This window comes from Luteimonas sp. MC1828 (assembly GCF_016461615.1).
Lineage (GTDB): Bacteria > Pseudomonadota > Gammaproteobacteria > Xanthomonadales > Xanthomonadaceae > Luteimonas.
Genome location: NZ_JAEMNY010000001.1, coordinates 1,956,169 through 1,972,144, shown reverse-complemented (window position 1 = coordinate 1,972,144; position 15,976 = coordinate 1,956,169). Strand labels below are relative to the sequence as shown.

Genomic DNA, 15,976 nt, shown 5'->3' with positions numbered 1-15,976 from the left:
GCTGCGATCCCCACGTAAAGGACTTGCCATGACCACGATGCCAACCGCCCAGGACCTGCAGCGCGACTGGGACAGCAACCCGCGCTGGGCCGGGATCACCCGCAACTACACCGCCGCCGACGTCGTGCGCCTGCGCGGCACGGTCAAGGTCGAACACTCGCTGGCGCGCCTGGGCGCGGAAAAGCTGTGGACCTCGCTCCAGGAAAGCGACTTCGTCAACGCGCTGGGGGCGCTCACCGGCAACCAGGCCATGCAGCAGGTCAAGGCCGGGCTGAAGGCGATCTACCTGAGCGGCTGGCAGGTGGCGGCCGACGCCAACCTCGCCGGGCAGATGTACCCCGACCAGTCGCTGTACCCGGCCGACTCGGTGCCGTCGGTGGTCAAGCGCATCAACAACGCGCTGCTGCGCGCCGACCAGCTGCACCATGCCGAAGGCAACGACGACATCGACTTCCTGCAGCCGATCGTGGCCGATGCCGAGGCCGGATTCGGCGGCGTGCTCAACGCCTTCGAGCTGATGAAGGCGATGATCGAGGCGGGTGCCGCCGGCGTGCATTTCGAGGACCAGCTGGCGTCGGTGAAGAAGTGCGGGCACATGGGCGGCAAGGTGCTGGTGCCGACGCGCGAAGCGGTGGAGAAACTCAACGCCGCGCGCCTCGCCGCCGATGTCATGGGCGTGCCGACGCTGATCGTGGCACGCACCGATGCCGAAGCCGCGGACCTGCTGACGTCGGACGTCGACGACAACGATGCGCCGTTCACCACCGGCGAACGCACCGTGGAAGGCTTCTACAAGACGCGCAACGGCCTGGACCAGGCGATCAGCCGAGGCCTGGCCTACGCGCCCTACGCGGACCTGGTGTGGTGCGAGACCGGCAAGCCCGACCTCGAGTTCGCGCGGAAGTTCGCCGAGGCGATCCACGCGAAGTACCCCGGCAAGCTGCTGGCCTACAACTGCTCGCCGAGCTTCAACTGGAAGAAGAACCTCGACGACGCCACCATCGCCACCTTCCAGCATGAGCTCGCGCGGCTTGGCTATAAATTCCAGTTCATCACCCTGGCCGGCTTCCATGCGCTCAACTACTCGATGTTCAACCTCGCGCACGGCTATGCGCGGCGCAACATGAGTGCGTTCGTGGAGCTGCAGGAGGCGGAGTTCGCCGCCGCCGACCGCGGCTTCACCGCAGTCAAGCACCAGCGCGAGGTCGGCACCGGCTACTTCGACGCGGTGACCCAGGCGATCCAGCAGGGCCAGTCGTCGACCACCGCGCTCAGCGGCTCGACCGAGGAAGAGCAGTTCCAGCAGGAGGTGGTCGCGGCCTGAGGCCGCGCCACTGATCCGGGTCGCGGCGGTGCCACACCGCCGCGAAGCTTCGCGGCCGCGAGGTCGCTACCGCCCCGCGAGCGACATCACGCGGCCTGGGCCACGCCGCGATCCACGCGCCGGTAGCCGAGCGCCTCGGCCAGGTGGTCGCTGGCGATGGCGTCGCTCGCGGCGAGGTCGGCGATGGTGCGCGCCACGCGCAGGATGCGGTGCATGGCGCGGGCCGAGAGCTGCAGCGCGTCGATCGCGCGCTCCAGCAGCGCCTGGTCGCGCGGCGCCAGACGGCAGTGCGCGGCGGTGCCGGCCTGGTCGAGGTGGGCGTTGAGGCAGCCGGCGCGCGCGAGCTGCAGGGCACGCGCGGCACACACCCGGTCGCGGACCGCCGTGCTGGATTCGCCCGCCACGGCATCGGGGCGCAGCTCGGCCGGCGCGACCCGCGGCACGTCGACGTGCAGGTCGATGCGGTCGAGCAGGGGGCCGGAAATTCGCATGCGGTAGCGCTGCACGACATCCGCCGTACACAGGCAGCGGCCGGAGACGTCGCCGGCCCAACCGCAGGGGCAGGGGTTCATGGCCGCCACCAGCTGGAAGCGCGCCGGGAAATCGCTCTGCCGCGCCGCGCGCGACACCGTGACCGTCCCCGACTCCAGCGGCTCGCGCAGCACCTCGAGCGCCTGGCGGCTCCATTCGGGCAACTCGTCCAGGAACAGCACGCCGTGGTGGGCCAGCGAGATTTCGCCGGGCCGTGGCTCGCTGCCGCCACCGACCAGCGCGACCGCGCTGGCGGTGTGGTGCGGCGCGCGGAACGGGCGCTGCCGCCAGCGCGCGGGATCGATGCCGCGCCCGCTGACCGAGGCGATCGCCGCCGCCTCGAGCGCCTCGGCCTCGCTCGCTTCGGGCAGCAGCCCCGGCAGACGCGAGGCCAGCAGGGTCTTGCCACAGCCGGGGCTTCCCACCAGCAGGAGGTGATGGCCGCCCGCGGCGGCGACCTCGAGTGCGCGCCGCGCGTGCAGCTGGCCGCGCACGTCGGCAAGGTCGGGCGGCATGGCCGCGACCACCGGTGCGGCGCAGGCGCGCGGCAGCGGCCGCTCGCCGGTGAGGTGCGCGCAGACCTCCGACAGGGTGCGCGCCACGCGCACGTCCACGTTGCGCGCCAGCGCTGCCTCGGCGCCGTTGTCGGCCGGCACCACCAGCACGCGCCCGGCCTCGCCGCAGGCGAGTGCCGCGGGCAGCACGCCGTCGATCGCGCGCAGCTCGCCGCTGAGGCCGAGCTCGCCGAGGAATTCGTGCCCGGCCAGCGCGGTGCGCGGCAGCTGGTCGCTTGCGGCGAGGATGCCGAGCGCGATCGGCAGGTCGAAGCGGCCGCCGCCCTTGGGCAGGTCCGCCGGGGCGAGGTTGACCGTGGTGACCCGCGGCGGGAACTCGTACTGCGCGCAGCGGATGGCGGCGCGCACGCGGTCCTTGGACTCGCGCACGGTGGCCTGCGGCAGGCCGACCATGCTCATGCGCGGCAGGCCGCCGCTCATGTACACCTCGATGGTCACTTCCGGCGCGCGCACGCCGGCGCGTGCACGCCCGTGCACGATGGCGAGCCCGGCCATGGCGGGTGGCTCAGTGCGGGACGTGGGTGCCGGGCAGCGTGCCGCCCGGCGTGGCCTGGGCGGCCTCGGCTTCCAGGCGCGCGACCTGCGCCTGCAGCGCATCGAGCTTCTCGCGCGTGCGCAGCAGCACCGCACGCTGCACCTCGAACTCCTCGCGGGTCACCAGTTCGAGCCGCGACAGCCCGGCCTGCAGCACCGACTTGAAGTTCTCCTGCATTTCCTCGCGGCCTTCGCGTAGGCCGGGGGGCACCAGGCTGCCAAGGCGGCGGGCGAGGTCGTCGATGTGGCTGAGGTCGATCATGGTGGTCTCCGGTGGTGCCTGCATCCTGGTCCGGACGCCGGTGGCGCGCAGTCGGCCCGGGCCGCGCGGGTGGGTGGGTGAATCCCCGGTCGCGTTATGCTGCGCGCAGTGAAAGGGGAGAGTGCGTGATGAAGATGGTCATGGCGATCATCAAGCCGTTCAAGCTCGACGACGTGCGCGAGGCGCTGTCGGAGGCCGGCGTGGCCGGCATCACGGTGACCGAGGTGAAAGGCTTCGGCCGCCAGAAGGGCCACACCGAGCTGTACCGCGGCGCCGAGTACGTGGTCGACTTCCTGCCCAAGATCAAGCTCGAGGTCGCGGTGAGCGACGAGCAGGCGGAGCTTGTCACCGAAGCGATCCTGAAAGCCGCCGGCACCGGCAAGATCGGCGACGGCAAGGTGTTCGTGTACGACCTGGAGCGCGTGGTGCGCATCCGCACCGGCGAGATCGACGGCGACGCGCTCTAGGCGCGCCTCCGCCGCATGGGCGCGCGCGAGCGGCGCGCGCCGAACCCCTCAGCCCAGCGCTTCGGCCACGAACGGCGGCAGCACCTGCGCGGCCTTGTGGATGTCGGCGCTGTAGTACTTCGCGGCGAACGCCTTGGCGCGTGCGTCGGCTTCGCGGAAGTCGAAGCCGCGCCCGCCCTTGCGCGCCAGCGTGCAGCTCCACCAGCCGGTCGGGTAGCACGGCTGCGGGAACGGCAGGGTCTGGAAGCTGTCGAAGCCGGCCTTGCCCATTTCTGCGCGGATGTCCTTGATGAGATCGAGGAGCACCAGCGGCGACTCCGACTGCTGCACCAGGATGCCGTCGTCCTTGAGCGCGCGGAAGCAGCTCTCGAAAAAGGCCTGGTTGAACAGGCCCACGGCCGGACCGACCGGGTCGGTCGCGTCCACGATCACCACGTCCAGGCTGCCCGGAGCACAGTTCGCCATCCAGGCGATGCCGTCGTCGAACATCACCTCGGCGCGCGGATCGGCGTTGGATTCGCACAGTTCGGGAAAATACTTCTCCGCCATGCGCGTGACCTGCTCGTCGATGTCGCACTGCACCGCCTTCGCAACGCCCGGGTGCTTCAGCACCTCGCGCAGCGTGCCGCAGTCGCCGCCGCCGATGATCACCACCTGCTTCGGATCGGCATGCGTGAAGAGCGCCGGGTGCGACATCATCTCGTGGTAGAGGAAGTTGTCGCGCGAGGTCAGCATCATCGCGCCGTCGATCAGCATGACGTTGCCCCAGTCGGTCGACTCGAAGATCTCGATCTTCTGGAACGGCGACTGCACCTCGTCGAGCTTGCGCGTGACGCGGAAGCCGATCGCGGAGCCGGAGGGTTCGAAGTTCTCGTAAAGCCAGTGCGGGGCGCTCATGGGGACGTCCGGAATGCGGGGGCGTGGAAGCCGCGCATTGTAGCAACCGTGCCCGGAGCAGCTTGGCGGCTCCGCCGGCCGCATCGCCATCGTCAATGGGGCGCGCGGCCGCGGGCGTTAGAATGCGCGCCTCCACCACGCTTCCGGATTGCCGCCCATGACCGCCTGGTCCATCGACCAAGCCCGCAAGACCTATTCGATCCCGCACTGGTCCTCGGGCTACTTCGACGCCGATGACGCCGGCCGCGTGGTGGTGCGTCCGCGCGGCGCCGGCGGCCCCACGGTCGTGCTGCCCGACGTGATCGACGCGGCACTCGCCCAGGGCGCCAACCTGCCGATGCTGGTGCGGTTCCCGGACGTGCTCGGCGACCGGCTCGGCAAGCTGCAGGCGGCGTTCGCGCAGGCGCAGGCCGACTGGGAATACGGCGGCGGCTACACCGCGGTCTATCCGATCAAGGTCAACCAGCACCAGGGGGTCGCCGGCACGCTGGCGTCGCACGCCGGCGAGGGCTTCGGCCTGGAAGCCGGCAGCAAGCCCGAGCTGATGGCGGTGCTTGCCTTGTCGCGTCCCGGCGGCCTGGTGATCTGCAACGGCTACAAGGACCGCGAGTACATCCGCCTGGCGCTGATCGGCCGCAAGCTCGGCATCAACACCTTCATCGTGGTGGAAAAGCCGTCCGAGCTGCGCCTGGTGATGGAAGAGTCGAAGGCGCTGGGCGTCGCGCCGGTGCTCGGCGTGCGCATGCGCCTGGCCTCGCTGGGCGCGGGCAAGTGGCAGAACTCCGGCGGCGACAAGGCCAAGTTCGGCCTCAGCCCGCGGCAGCTGCTCGACCTGTGGAAGACGCTGCGCGACGCCGGCCACGGCGACGCGCTGAAGCTGCTGCATTTCCACATGGGCTCGCAGATCTCCAACGTGCGCGACATCGCGCGCGGCATGCGCGAGGCGACGCGCTACTTCGTGGAGCTGTCGCAGCTGGGCGCGGTGATCGACTATGTCGACGTCGGCGGTGGCCTCGGCATCGACTACGAAGGCACCCGCTCGCGCAGCTACAACTCGGTCAACTATGGCGTGGTGCAGTACGCGTCCAACATCGTGCAGCCGCTGGCCGATGCCTGCACCGAGGCCGGCCTCAAGCCGCCGCGCATCGTCACCGAATGCGGCCGCGCGATGACCGCGCACCACGCGGTGCTGGTGGCCAACGTGTCCGAGGTGGAAGCCGCGCCGGAAGGCCGCGTGCCCGACGCCCACGACGACGAGCCGATGGTCATCCGCCACCTGCGCGAGATCCACGCCGAGCTCGACGCGCGGCCGGCGATCGAGCTGTTGCAGGAGGCGCAGCACTTCCACGCCGAGGGCCTGTCGCTGTACGCGCTGGGCCAGCTCGACCTTGTGCACCGTGCGCGCATCGACGACCTGTTCTACGCCATCGCGCATGCGGTCAAGGCGCGCCTGACGTACGACGAGAAGAGCCACCGCCCGTTCCTCGACGAGCTGAGCGAGCGCCTGGTGGACAAGTACTTCGTCAACTTCAGCGTGTTCGAGTCGATGCCCGACGTGTGGGCGATCGACCAGGTGTTCCCGATCGTGCCGATCGAACGCCTGCACGAGCGGCCCACGCGGCGCGGCATCATCGCCGACCTGACCTGCGACTCAGACGGCAAGATCGACACCTACGTGCAGAACGAGGACCTCGACACCTCGCTGCCGCTGCATGAACTGCGCGCGGGCGAGTCGTACCGGCTGGGCTTCTTCCTGGTGGGCGCCTACCAGGAGATCCTCGGCGACATCCACAACCTGTTCGGCGACACCGACGTCATCGCGGTGAAGGTGGACGGCGACGGCTATGCGATCGCGCAGCAGCGCCGCGGCGACACCACCGATGTCATGCTCGACTACGTCGGCTACAGGCTCGAGGACCTGCGCCAGAGCTATGCCGACAAGGTGGCCGCGGCAGGGCTGCCGGCGGACGAGGCCGCACGCCTGGCCGCGGACCTGGAAGCCGGTCTCACCGGCTACACCTACCTCGACGACACCCCGCAGGGCTGAGCGCCGGAACTAGGCCGGCGCCCGCCACGGCGCCGCGACCAGCAGCACGCCGGCCAGCACCAGGGCCGCGCCGGCGATGCGCGTCCAGTCCGCGGGGCGTGGCGCCTGCAGCACGCCGAAATGGTCGAGCGCCAGCGACGCGATGACCTGGCCGAGCACCGCCAGGCAGATGGCGGCAGCGGCGCCCACGCGCCCGATCAGCAGGGTGAACACCACCACGTAGACCGCGCCGAGGATGCCGCCCAGCCAGATCCACGGCGGAAATCGCGCGCCGGGCACCGGGCCGAGCGGCGTGCGCGTGACCAGCAGCCACGCGGCCAGCAGCAGCACGCCGACCAGGAACGACACGAACGCCGTGGCCACCACGCCGTGCAGGGCCACCGACAGGCGCGCATTGATCAACCCCTGCAGCGGCAGGATCGCGCCGACCAGCACGATCGCCAGCATCGCCAGCCAGGTATTCACGGCGTGGTGCCGCGATGGATCTGCAGGCCGGCCAGCGACTGGCTCACCGGCATCAGCTCGAGGCGGTTGAGGTTGAGGTGCGGCGGCAGGTTCGCGACCCACCACACCTGCTCGGCGATGTCGGCCGCGGTGATCGGCTGCGTGCCGGCGTACAGCGTGTCCGATGCCGCGCGGTCGCCGCCGGTGCGCACCAGGGTGAACTCGGTTTCGGCCAGGCCCGGCTCAACCACCGTCACGCGCACGCCGGTGCCGTGCAGGTCGGAGCGCAGGTTGAGCGAGAACTGGTCGACGAACGCCTTGGTCGCGCCGTACACGTTGCCGCCCGGATACGCGTACAGCCCGGCGATCGAGCCGATGTTGACGATCGCGCCGCGGCGCGCGATGAGCGCGGGCAGCAGGTGGTGGGTCATGGCGACCAGCGCGGTGACGTTGGTGTCGATCATCTGCCGCCACTGGCCGAGGTCGCTGGACTGCGCCGGCGCGGTGCCGAGCGCGAGGCCTGCGTTGTTGACCAGCAGGTCGATGTCGCGGAACGGCGCGGGGATGGCGGCGAGTGCGGCCTGCATGGCGTCCAGGTCGCGGATGTCGAAGGCTGCGGCGTGGATGCGGTCGGCGCCGTGGCGATCGACCAGCGCCTGCAGGCGGTCGGCGCGGCGGCCTGTGGCGATCGCGCGCCAGCCGGCGGTGACGAAGCGTTCGACGATGGCGGCGCCGAAGCCGGCGGTGGCACCGGTGACCAGCAGGGTTCTGTCCATCGGCGGATTGTAAGCCTCAGCCCTTTGGCGTCGGCCTGGCTGGCTTGCCTGGTGCGGGAGGTGTCTCGGGCGTGGCCGGCTTGTCGCGGCTCGACGACCGGGCTGCGGGCTTGGCCGCGGCGTTGCCCTTCGTGGTTGCTCCGGTCGCTTTCGCAGGCGCCTTGGCCACTGCGCGTTTGCGTGCGGGCGCCGGCTTGGCTGGCACATCCGCGGCGGCCGCGGCCGGCTTGCGCTTGCGACCGGTGGCCGACTTGCCGGCGGTGCGCGATTTGGTGGCGCGATGCTTCTTCAGCATGTCCTCGGCGAGCACGATGTCCTCGGAGAGGATGCCGGCGGCGCGTGCGATCGCGATCCGCGCTTCGGCGCGGTTCTCGTCGGGATTAGCCATCAGCAGTTCGCGGATCGCCTCGCGCAGCGCGGCTTCCGCGTTGCGCTTGAGCTGGATGTCGCTGCCCTGGCGGAACAGCGCCAGCAGCGCGTCGACCACGGGTTTGATGAGTGCGGCTTCGATCGGCATCGCGGATCCTCCAGGGCCTGCACAGCGTGCGCCCCGCCGGTCTCAGCCGCCGCGATCGCGCGCTACTGCGCGCGGATGGCGAGTGCCGGCAGGCCGCCGTTGCCGAGCTTCTGCTTGGCCTCGGCGAGTTCGGACGCAGTGGCGTAGGGCCCCATGCGCACGCGGTACATGGTGCGGCCGTCGATCTGCGCGGGCTCGACGCGCGCGCTGAGGCCCAGCAGCGCGATGCGCGCCTTCAGCGCGTCGGCATCGCCGCTGCTGCCGAACGAGCCCGCCTGGAGGATGTAGCGGACCCCATCGGCGGCGGCGGTCGGTGTGGCGGCGGGGCTGGCCGCGGCCGGGGCAGCCGCGGTGGCGGCGGGCTTCGGCTGCGCGGCGGCGACCGGCGCGGGATCGGCGGCGTCGGGGTTGGGCGCCTGCGCCCGGTCCGGCTGCTGGCCGGCCTTGCGCGCCTGGTCGAGCAGCGCCTGCTGGCGCTGCTGTTCGGCGCGCGCGCTGGCCGCGAGTTCGGCGTCGGTCATGGCGACCTCCTGGCCCGGCAGCAGGGTATAGAAGTCGTACTTCGTCTCCGCCGCCTCGGGCTCCGCCGCGGGCGCGGCACGCCGGCCGGCCGGGGCCGGAGTGTCAGCGGCGACGCTGTCGTCGGCGCCCGAGGTCGCGGGCGCGGGACGTGCGTCGGGATTGGGCCGCGGGCGGAAGAAGCCGTCCTCGCCTTCGGAGCGCAGCAGCTTGGGTGCCGCCATCACCGCCACGATGGTCAGCAGCACGCCGATGATCATCCATGCCCAGCCGGGGAGCGACGCGTTGCCGCCACCGCTGCGACGGGCCTGGGACTTGCCACGCTTGACTGCCACTTACATCGCCTCCGGGGCCTGCACGCCCAGCACGTCGAGTCCGTTCGCCAGCACCTGGCGGGTCGCCAGCGCGAGCGCCAGGCGGCCATCGCGCAGGTCGCCGTCGTCGACCAGGAACTGGTGATCGTTGTAATACGTCTGGAACGCCTGTGCCAGTTCGAGCAGGTACTGCGCGACCAGGTGCGGCTCGAGCAGCTGCCCGGCCACGGCCAGCAGCTCCGGCCAGCGCGAGATCGCGGTGATGAGCAAGTGCGTGGCGGCGCTGTCGAGATCGAGAGGCTGCGCCAGGCCGTTGTCGAGGTTGAACGCCAGGCCGCGCTCGTCGAGCTGGCGCAGCAGGCCGCAGATGCGCGCGTGCGAGAGCTGCACGTAGTACACCGGGTTGTCGAGCGACTGGCTGCGCGCGAGGTCGATGTCGAACACCAGCTGCGAGTCCGGCTTGCGCGCCACCAGGAACCAGCGCGTGGCGTCGCGCCCGGCTTCGTCGATCAGGTCGCGCAGCGTGAGGTAGCTGCCGGCGCGCTTACTCAGCTTCACTTCTTCGCCGCCGCGCATCACCGTGACCATCTGGTGCAGCACGTACTCGGGATAGCCCTGCGGGATGCCGGCATCGAGCGCCTGCAATCCGGCCTTCACCCGCGCGAGCGAACCGTGGTGGTCGGCGCCGAGTTCGGTGATGGCGCGCTCGTAGCCGCGCTGCCACTTGCCGAGGTGGTAGGCGACGTCGGGGACGAAGTAGGTGTAGGTGCCGTCGGACTTGCGCATCACGCGGTCCTTGTCGTCACCGAAATCGGTGCTGCGCAGCCACAGCGCGCCGCCTTCCTCGTACGTGTGGCCGGCCGCCACCAGCGCGGCCACGGTCTCCTCGACCTTGCCGTCGGCATACAGCGACGACTCGAGGAAATACACGTCGAAGTCGACGCCGAACGCGGCAAGGTCGCCGTGCTGCTCCTTGCGCAGCCAGGCCACGGCGAAGCGGCGGATGGCGTCGAAGTCGTCGGCGTCGCCGCTGCCGGTGACCACGTGGTCTTCGACGTCGACGCTGGCGCGGTCGAGGAAGGCGCGGGCGACGTCGGCGATGTAGTCGCCGCGGTAGCCGGCCTCGGGCCAGCCCGCGTCGTCGGGCGTGAGCCCCTTGGCGCGCGCCTGCACCGAGTGCGCGAGGTTCTCGATCTGCACGCCGGCGTCGTTGTAGTAGTACTCGCGCGCCACCTTCCAGCCGTTGGCATCGAGCACGCGCGCGATGCAGTCGCCGATCACCGCCGCGCGGCCGTGGCCGACGTGCAGCGGGCCGGTGGGATTGGCCGAGACATATTCCACGCCGGCCACGCGGCCCGCGCCGCTGTCATTCCGGCCGTAGGTGCTGCCTTGCGCATGCACTTCGCGCAGCTGGCGCTGCCAGGCGTCGGGCGCGAGGCGGAAGTTGAGGAAACCCGGGCCGGCGATCTCGACCGCGGCGATATCGCCGCCGGTGGGAATGGCCTCGGCCAGCGCCTGCGCGATCGCGCGCGGATTGCTGCGCGCGGGCTTGGCCAGCACCATCGCCGCGTTGCTCGAGAAGTCGCCGTGCGTGCGGTCCTTGGGCCGCTCGATCACGAATGCGGGCGTGACCAGGTCGGCAGGCAGGGTGCCGCGTTCGCGGAGGATGGCGATGCCCTGGTCGACCAGGGCCTGGAGCTTGGATTTCACGGGGGCGGGCAGCAGGGCAAACGGCCGGCCATTGTACGCGAGCGCCCGGGCGCGGCCGGCCGTGCTTGTGCAGGCCCGGCGCGGCTGCCGCGGGCGGTCAGACCCAGCCGCGCGCGGCCAGCGACACCGGCGCGCCGTCACCGATCACGAAATGGTCGAGCAGGCGCACGTCCACCAGGCGCAGGGCCTGCTTCAGCTGGGAGGTGACCGCGCGGTCGGCGGCACTGGGCTCCGCGCTGCCGCTGGGGTGGTTGTGGCCGACGATTACCGCCGCCGCGTTGTGCGCCAGCGCGCGGCGCACGACCTCGCGCGGGTGCACCTCGGCGCCGTCGACGGTGCCGCGGAACAGCTCCTCGAACGCCAGCGCGCGGTGCCGCGTGTCCAGGAACAGGGCCGCGAACACCTCGCTGGCATGCCCGCGCAGGCGCTGCGCGAAGTAGCGCCCGGCGGCCTGCGGATCGGTGAGCGCCTCGCCGCGCTCCAGGCCCGCGGCCAGATAGCGCCCGCACAGCTCCAGCGCCGCGGCAAGCTGGCAGGCACTGGCGGGTCCCAGGCCGGGCAGCTTGACCAGCTCGGCGGCCGGCCGTTCCAGCAACCGGCGCAGCGGGCCGTGGCCCGCCAGCAGCTGGCGCGCGGTGGCCACCGCATCCAGGCCGCGCACGCCCGAGCCGAGGAACAGCGCCAGCAGCTCGGCGTCGGAAAGTACCGCCGCGCCGCGGGCCAGCAGTTTCTCGCGCGGGCGTTCGCCGCTGGGCCAGTCGCGGATGTGCATGGGCGTTGCCTCGGAGGATGGTCGTCGGCCGCCGGCGCGGCTGCGGCAGGGGTGGACCGCGGCGGGCAGTGACCGGGGGGTCCGTGCCGACGGCCGACGTGGGGTCATTGCACGCCATCGCGACCGTTGCCGCCGCCGGCCGGCCATGGTGCTTCGGGTAAGCTGTCCGACCGCTGCCGCGTCAGGACACTCCGAAGGCTGCATGAGCACCGCGACCGCCAATCTCCACGGCCAGCGCATCCTGCTGTGCGTCTGCGGCGGCATCGCCGCCTACAAGGCTGCCGATCTCGTGCGCCGGCTGCGCGACGCCGGCGCCACGGTGCGCGTGGCGATGACCGAAAACGCCGCGCACTTCGTCGGCGCCACCACCTTCCAGGCGCTGTCCGGCGAGACCGTGCGCACCTCGCTGTGGGATCCGGCGGCCGAAGCCGCGATGGGGCATATCGAACTCGCGCGCTGGGCCACCCGCGTGCTGGTGGCGCCGGCCACCGCCAACACCCTCGCCCGGCTTGCACACGGCTTTGCCGATGACCTGGTGACCACGCTGTGCCTGGCCACCACCGCGCCGCTCACGCTGGCGCCGGCCATGAACCATCGCATGTGGCTGCACCCGGCCACGCAGGCCAACATGGCGCTGCTGCGCGAGCGCGGCGCGCAGGTTGTCGGCCCCGCCGACGGGCCGCTGGCCGAAGGCGAATCCGGCCCCGGGCGGATGAGCGAGCCGCTGGAGATCGTCGCCGCGCTGGCGGCCAACGCGTGAGCCCGGCGTCGCTCCGCGGGGTGCGCATCGTGGTCAGCGCCGGCCCGACGTTCGAAGACATCGATCCGGTGCGTTTCATCGGCAACCGCAGCAGCGGAAAGACCGGCTTCGCGATCGCCGCCGAGGCCGCGTGCCGCGGTGCCGATGTCGTGCTGGTGGCCGGGCCGGTGGCGCTCGCGACGCCGGATGGCGTGGCGCGCCTCGACGTGCGCTCCGCCGCGCAGATGCATGCGGCGGTGATGGCCGCGCTGCCGGCCGACGTGTACATCGGTGCCGCGGCGGTGGCGGATTTCACTCCAGCGCGCGTGGCCGCCGGCAAGATCAAGAAGCAGCCCGGCTACGACGGCCTCGTGCTCGAGCTCGAACGCACCGCCGACATCCTCGCCGACGTCGCCGCGCATGCGGCGCGGCCGCGCCTGGTGGTCGGCTTCGCCGCCGAGACCGATGACGTCGAACGCAACGCGCGCGACAAGCTTGCCCGCAAGCGCGTCGACCTCATCGCCGGCAATCGCGTCGGCGTGGCCGGCAGCGGCTTCGAGGCCGACGACAACACACTGCACCTCTACTGGCCGGGCGGCGAACGCACGCTCGGGCCGGCCCCGAAAACCGACCTCGCCGCATCCCTGCTCGACGTGATCGTCGAGCGGCTCGGATGATCCCGCCACCACGCACCCGCCGCCGACGGAACCCCATGCAGCACACGCTTGAAGTGAAGATCCTCGACCCGCGCATCGGCGATGCGTGGCCGCTGCCGGCGTACGCCACCGACGGCAGCGCCGGCATGGACCTGCGTGCGGTCATCGATGCGCCGCTGCTGCTGGCCGCCGGTGCGACCGCGCTGGTGCCGAGCGGGATCGCGATCCACATCGCCGACCCGCAGCTGTGTGCGATGGTGTTGCCGCGCTCGGGGCTGGGCCACAAACATGGCCTGGTGCTGGGCAACGGCACCGGGCTGATCGACGCCGATTACCAGGGCCCGCTGGTGGTCAGCCTGTGGAACCGCTCGGGCGAGGCCTACACGGTGCAGCCCGGCGACCGCATCGCGCAGCTGGTGCTGGTACCGGTGGTGCGTGCGCAGCTGCAGGTAGTGGATACTTTCGAACACAGCGTGCGCGGTGCCGGCGGCTTCGGCCACACCGGCACGCGCTGACCGGGGAAGGGAAGACGATGTCCGAGAACGAACCGAACAAGGCGCGCGTGCTGCTGGCGCAATCCAGGCCGTGGCTGCCGGCGGCCGCCGTGGTGCTGGTGCTGATCGCGCTGTGGCTGGCGTGGGCCGGCTGGCGGCAGACGGTCGATGACGGGCGCCGCAGCGCGCTGTCCAGCAACCGCGACACGGCGGTGCAGCTGACCGCGCGCACCCTCAAGGGTGAGCTCGAGCGGTTGGACGAGCGCATGGCCTCGGCGCCGGTGCAGGCGGCGCTGGCCGCCGGCGACCTGGACGCGGCCGGCGCCGCGCTGGGCCGCGACTGGCCGCACGTCGAACACGTGGAGGTGCTGCCGACCGACCTCGTCGAACCCTATGCCGGTCTCGCCGACGGAGGCTACGGCCGCGTCGCGGTGGCCGAGGCCGCATTGTCCGAGGGCAAGCCGGTGCTGTGGATCGTGCGTGACGGTGACGGCGCCCGCGTGGCGCTGGCAGCGCCGGCCCGTGCCGGAGACGCGGTGGTCGGCGTGGCCTACGTGCGCCTGCCGCTGGCGCGTGCAACCGCCGGCCTGGAGTCGGTGGAGGTGCCGGCGTCGACGTACCTGGCCCTGCGCCAGGGTGGCTTCAATCTCGTCGAGCGCGGCGATGCCGCCTACGCCGAGGCCGCCGAGCGCATGGCCGTGCCGGTGCCCGGCACCGGCCTGCGCATCGCCGCCGGCGTGCCGGCGCGCGCGACCACGCCGTTCGGGCTGTCCGCGATCCCGGCATTCGTGGTCGCCACGCTGTTGCTGCTGCTGGCCTATCTCACCTGGCGCCTGCCAGCGCGGATCAGCGATCCACGCGTGGTCGACCACGACGATGCACCGACGCTCGAACAGGCGCTGGTGGCCGAGCCCGGTGCCGTCGATGCCGGCGTCCCCGATGGCGCCGCACGCATCGCGGTGCGCGACGCGCCGAAGGCGGCGCCGGTGATGATCGACCCGGGCATCTTCCGCGCCTACGACATCCGCGGCATCGTCGGCCAGTCGCTGGATATCGGCGTGGCCGAGCTCATCGGCCATTCGATCGGCTCGTTGATGCACGACAAGGGTCTGAAGGACATCGTGATCGGCCGTGACGGCCGCCTCTCCGGTCCGGACATGGTGGCGGGCCTGACCGCCGGCCTGCGCAAGGCGGGGCGCGAGGTGATCGACATCGGCATGGCGCCGACGCCGGTGGTGTACTTCGGTGCCTACCACCTGCGAACCGGCTGCTGCGTATCGATCACCGGCAGCCACAACCCGCCGGACTACAACGGCTTCAAGATCGTGATCGGCGGCGAGACCCTGTACGGCGATGCCATCACCGACCTCCATGCGCGCATCGCCGACGACCGCCTGCACACCGCGGCGCAGCAAGGTGGCGTGACCGAACGCGACATTTCCGACGACTACGTCGAGCGCATCGCGTCCGACGTGCAGGTGGACCGCCCGATCAAGGTGGTGGTGGATGCCGGCAACGGCGTGGCCGGCGAGATCGGCCCGCGAGTGCTGGAAGCGATCGGCGCGACCGTGGAGCCGCTGTACTGCGAGATCGACGGCACCTTCCCCAACCACCATCCGGATCCGAGCGAGCCGCACAACCTGGTCGACCTGATCGACATGGTGAAGCGCTTCGACGCCGACCTCGGCATCGCCTTCGACGGCGACGGCGACCGCCTGGGCGTGGTGACGCGCGAGGGCGACAACATCTTCGCCGACCGCCTGCTGATGCTGTTCGCCGCCGACGTGCTGGAACGCAACCCGGGCGCGGTGATCGTGTACGACGTGAAGTGCACCGGCCGCCTGCAGAGCCACATCCTGCGCCACGGCGGCAGCCCGCTGATGTGGAAGACCGGGCATTCGCTGATCAAGGCGAAGATGCGCGAGACCGAGGCGGAGCTGGCCGGCGAGATGAGCGGGCACTTCTTCTTCGGCGAGCGCTGGTACGGCTTCGACGACGGCATCTACGCCGCGGCGCGCCTGCTCGAGATCCTGGCCGCGCGCCCGGAAACGCCGAGCGAGGTGCTCAACGCACTGCCGACCGGCATCGCCACGGCCGAGATCAAGGTCGATGCGCCGCATGGCAACCCGCACGCGTTCGTCGAGCGGTTCGTGGCCGAGGCGCGGTTCGAGGGCGGTGCGCGGCCCTCGACCATCGACGGCCTGCGCGTGGACTGGGCGGATGGCTGGGGCCTGGTGCGCGCATCCAACACCACGCCGGTGCTGGTGCTGCGTTTCGATGCCGACAGCGAAGAGGCCCTGCACCGCATCCGCGAGGACTTCCGTGCGCAGCTGCTGGCGATCGACCCGGACCTGCCGCTTCCGTTCTGATCGCGACGCCTTCCCCCGCAACGCGGGGG

At 71.5% G+C, this 15,976-nt stretch carries 14 protein-coding genes and 1 pseudogene; 6 read left to right on the top strand and 9 right to left on the bottom strand.

The genetic code is table 11. The features are described 5' to 3' along the window. Window positions 1-28: 28 nt before the first annotated feature. On the top strand, window positions 29-1,324 hold the full coding sequence (gene aceA / locus JHB91_RS09060) for an isocitrate lyase (protein ID WP_199472475.1): 1,296 nt from the start codon (window positions 29-31) through the stop codon (window positions 1,322-1,324). Between the two features lie 86 nt (window positions 1,325-1,410). Here aceA and JHB91_RS09055 read toward each other — a convergent pair whose 3' ends face one another. Both JHB91_RS09055 and JHB91_RS09050 read right to left on the bottom strand, forming a co-directional pair. Beyond that, complete coding sequence (locus JHB91_RS09055; protein WP_199374649.1) at window positions 1,411-2,925, bottom strand: YifB family Mg chelatase-like AAA ATPase; 1,515 nt, start codon at window positions 2,923-2,925, stop codon at window positions 1,411-1,413. A gap of 10 nt (window positions 2,926-2,935) precedes the next feature. Continuing rightward, window positions 2,936-3,226 carry an accessory factor UbiK family protein gene (locus JHB91_RS09050; RefSeq protein ID WP_199374651.1) on the bottom strand — a complete coding sequence of 97 codons (291 nt, stop codon included), beginning with the start codon at window positions 3,224-3,226 and terminating at the stop codon, window positions 2,936-2,938. Window positions 3,227-3,354: 128 nt separating this feature from the next. On the opposite strand from JHB91_RS09050, the gene JHB91_RS09045 reads away from it, so the two are divergent. Continuing rightward, complete coding sequence (locus JHB91_RS09045) at window positions 3,355-3,693, top strand: P-II family nitrogen regulator (RefSeq protein WP_182823362.1); 339 nt, start codon at window positions 3,355-3,357, stop codon at window positions 3,691-3,693. A 48-nt stretch (window positions 3,694-3,741) separates the two neighbouring features. Here JHB91_RS09045 and speE read toward each other — a convergent pair whose 3' ends face one another. Then, window positions 3,742-4,590, bottom strand: a complete 849-nt coding sequence (gene speE, locus JHB91_RS09040) for a polyamine aminopropyltransferase (RefSeq protein WP_199374653.1) — start codon at window positions 4,588-4,590, stop codon at window positions 3,742-3,744. Between the two features lie 157 nt (window positions 4,591-4,747). On the opposite strand from speE, the gene speA reads away from it, so the two are divergent. Continuing rightward, window positions 4,748-6,637 (top strand): arginine decarboxylase, encoded by a 1,890-nt coding sequence (speA, locus tag JHB91_RS09035; RefSeq protein ID WP_199472474.1) that lies wholly within the window; start codon window positions 4,748-4,750, stop codon window positions 6,635-6,637. A gap of 9 nt (window positions 6,638-6,646) precedes the next feature. Here the strand turns inward: speA and JHB91_RS09030 are convergent, their stop codons facing one another. The 6 genes from JHB91_RS09030 to radC form a co-directional block, all read right to left on the bottom strand. Then, window positions 6,647-7,102: a DMT family transporter gene (locus JHB91_RS09030; RefSeq protein WP_199472473.1), complete on the bottom strand. Its 456-nt coding sequence runs from the start codon at window positions 7,100-7,102 to the stop codon at window positions 6,647-6,649. Further along, complete coding sequence (locus JHB91_RS09025; RefSeq protein WP_199472472.1) at window positions 7,099-7,857, bottom strand: SDR family NAD(P)-dependent oxidoreductase; 759 nt, start codon at window positions 7,855-7,857, stop codon at window positions 7,099-7,101. The genes JHB91_RS09030 and JHB91_RS09025 overlap by 4 nt, the downstream gene beginning before the upstream one ends. A 16-nt stretch (window positions 7,858-7,873) precedes the next feature. Further along, window positions 7,874-8,374 (bottom strand): hypothetical protein, encoded by a 501-nt coding sequence (locus JHB91_RS09020; protein ID WP_199472471.1) that lies wholly within the window; start codon window positions 8,372-8,374, stop codon window positions 7,874-7,876. Window positions 8,375-8,436: 62 nt separating this feature from the next. Then, a complete protein-coding gene (locus JHB91_RS09015; RefSeq protein WP_199472470.1) occupies window positions 8,437-9,228 on the bottom strand; it encodes an SPOR domain-containing protein in 792 nt (263 codons plus the stop codon). Continuing rightward, window positions 9,229-10,917, bottom strand: a complete 1,689-nt coding sequence (gene argS / locus JHB91_RS09010) for an arginine--tRNA ligase (RefSeq protein WP_199472469.1) — start codon at window positions 10,915-10,917, stop codon at window positions 9,229-9,231. 97 nt (window positions 10,918-11,014) lie between these two features. Beyond that, window positions 11,015-11,689 (bottom strand): DNA repair protein RadC, encoded by a 675-nt coding sequence (gene radC, locus JHB91_RS09005; protein ID WP_199472468.1) that lies wholly within the window; start codon window positions 11,687-11,689, stop codon window positions 11,015-11,017. Window positions 11,690-11,891: 202 nt separating this feature from the next. Here radC and coaBC point away from each other — a divergent pair. From coaBC to JHB91_RS08990, 3 genes and pseudogenes are all read left to right on the top strand, one after another. Continuing rightward, a pseudogene (gene coaBC / locus JHB91_RS09000) lies at window positions 11,892-13,105 on the top strand (bifunctional phosphopantothenoylcysteine decarboxylase/phosphopantothenate--cysteine ligase CoaBC). 35 nt (window positions 13,106-13,140) lie between these two features. Further along, complete coding sequence (gene dut, locus JHB91_RS08995; protein ID WP_199472467.1) at window positions 13,141-13,599, top strand: dUTP diphosphatase; 459 nt, start codon at window positions 13,141-13,143, stop codon at window positions 13,597-13,599. 17 nt (window positions 13,600-13,616) lie between these two features. After that, complete coding sequence (locus JHB91_RS08990; RefSeq protein WP_199472466.1) at window positions 13,617-15,947, top strand: phosphomannomutase/phosphoglucomutase; 2,331 nt, start codon at window positions 13,617-13,619, stop codon at window positions 15,945-15,947. Window positions 15,948-15,976: the final 29 nt, after the last annotated feature.

Excerpts from the sequence above, each read along its gene's own strand:
- aceA (WP_199472475.1), top strand. The coding sequence starts at position 29 with ATGACCACGATGCCAACCGCCCAGGACCTGCAGCGCGACTGGGACAGC.
- JHB91_RS09055 (WP_199374649.1), bottom strand. The coding sequence starts at position 2,925 with ATGGCCGGGCTCGCCATCGTGCACGGGCGTGCACGCGCCGGCGTGCGC.
- JHB91_RS09050 (WP_199374651.1), bottom strand. The coding sequence starts at position 3,226 with ATGATCGACCTCAGCCACATCGACGACCTCGCCCGCCGCCTTGGCAGC.
- JHB91_RS09045 (WP_182823362.1), top strand. The coding sequence starts at position 3,355 with ATGAAGATGGTCATGGCGATCATCAAGCCGTTCAAGCTCGACGACGTG.
- speE (WP_199374653.1), bottom strand. The coding sequence starts at position 4,590 with ATGAGCGCCCCGCACTGGCTTTACGAGAACTTCGAACCCTCCGGCTCC.
- speA (WP_199472474.1), top strand. The coding sequence starts at position 4,748 with ATGACCGCCTGGTCCATCGACCAAGCCCGCAAGACCTATTCGATCCCG.
- JHB91_RS09025 (WP_199472472.1), bottom strand. The coding sequence starts at position 7,857 with ATGGACAGAACCCTGCTGGTCACCGGTGCCACCGCCGGCTTCGGCGCC.
- JHB91_RS09020 (WP_199472471.1), bottom strand. The coding sequence starts at position 8,374 with ATGCCGATCGAAGCCGCACTCATCAAACCCGTGGTCGACGCGCTGCTG.
- radC (WP_199472468.1), bottom strand. The coding sequence starts at position 11,689 with ATGCACATCCGCGACTGGCCCAGCGGCGAACGCCCGCGCGAGAAACTG.
- dut (WP_199472467.1), top strand. The coding sequence starts at position 13,141 with ATGCAGCACACGCTTGAAGTGAAGATCCTCGACCCGCGCATCGGCGAT.
- JHB91_RS08990 (WP_199472466.1), top strand. The coding sequence starts at position 13,617 with ATGTCCGAGAACGAACCGAACAAGGCGCGCGTGCTGCTGGCGCAATCC.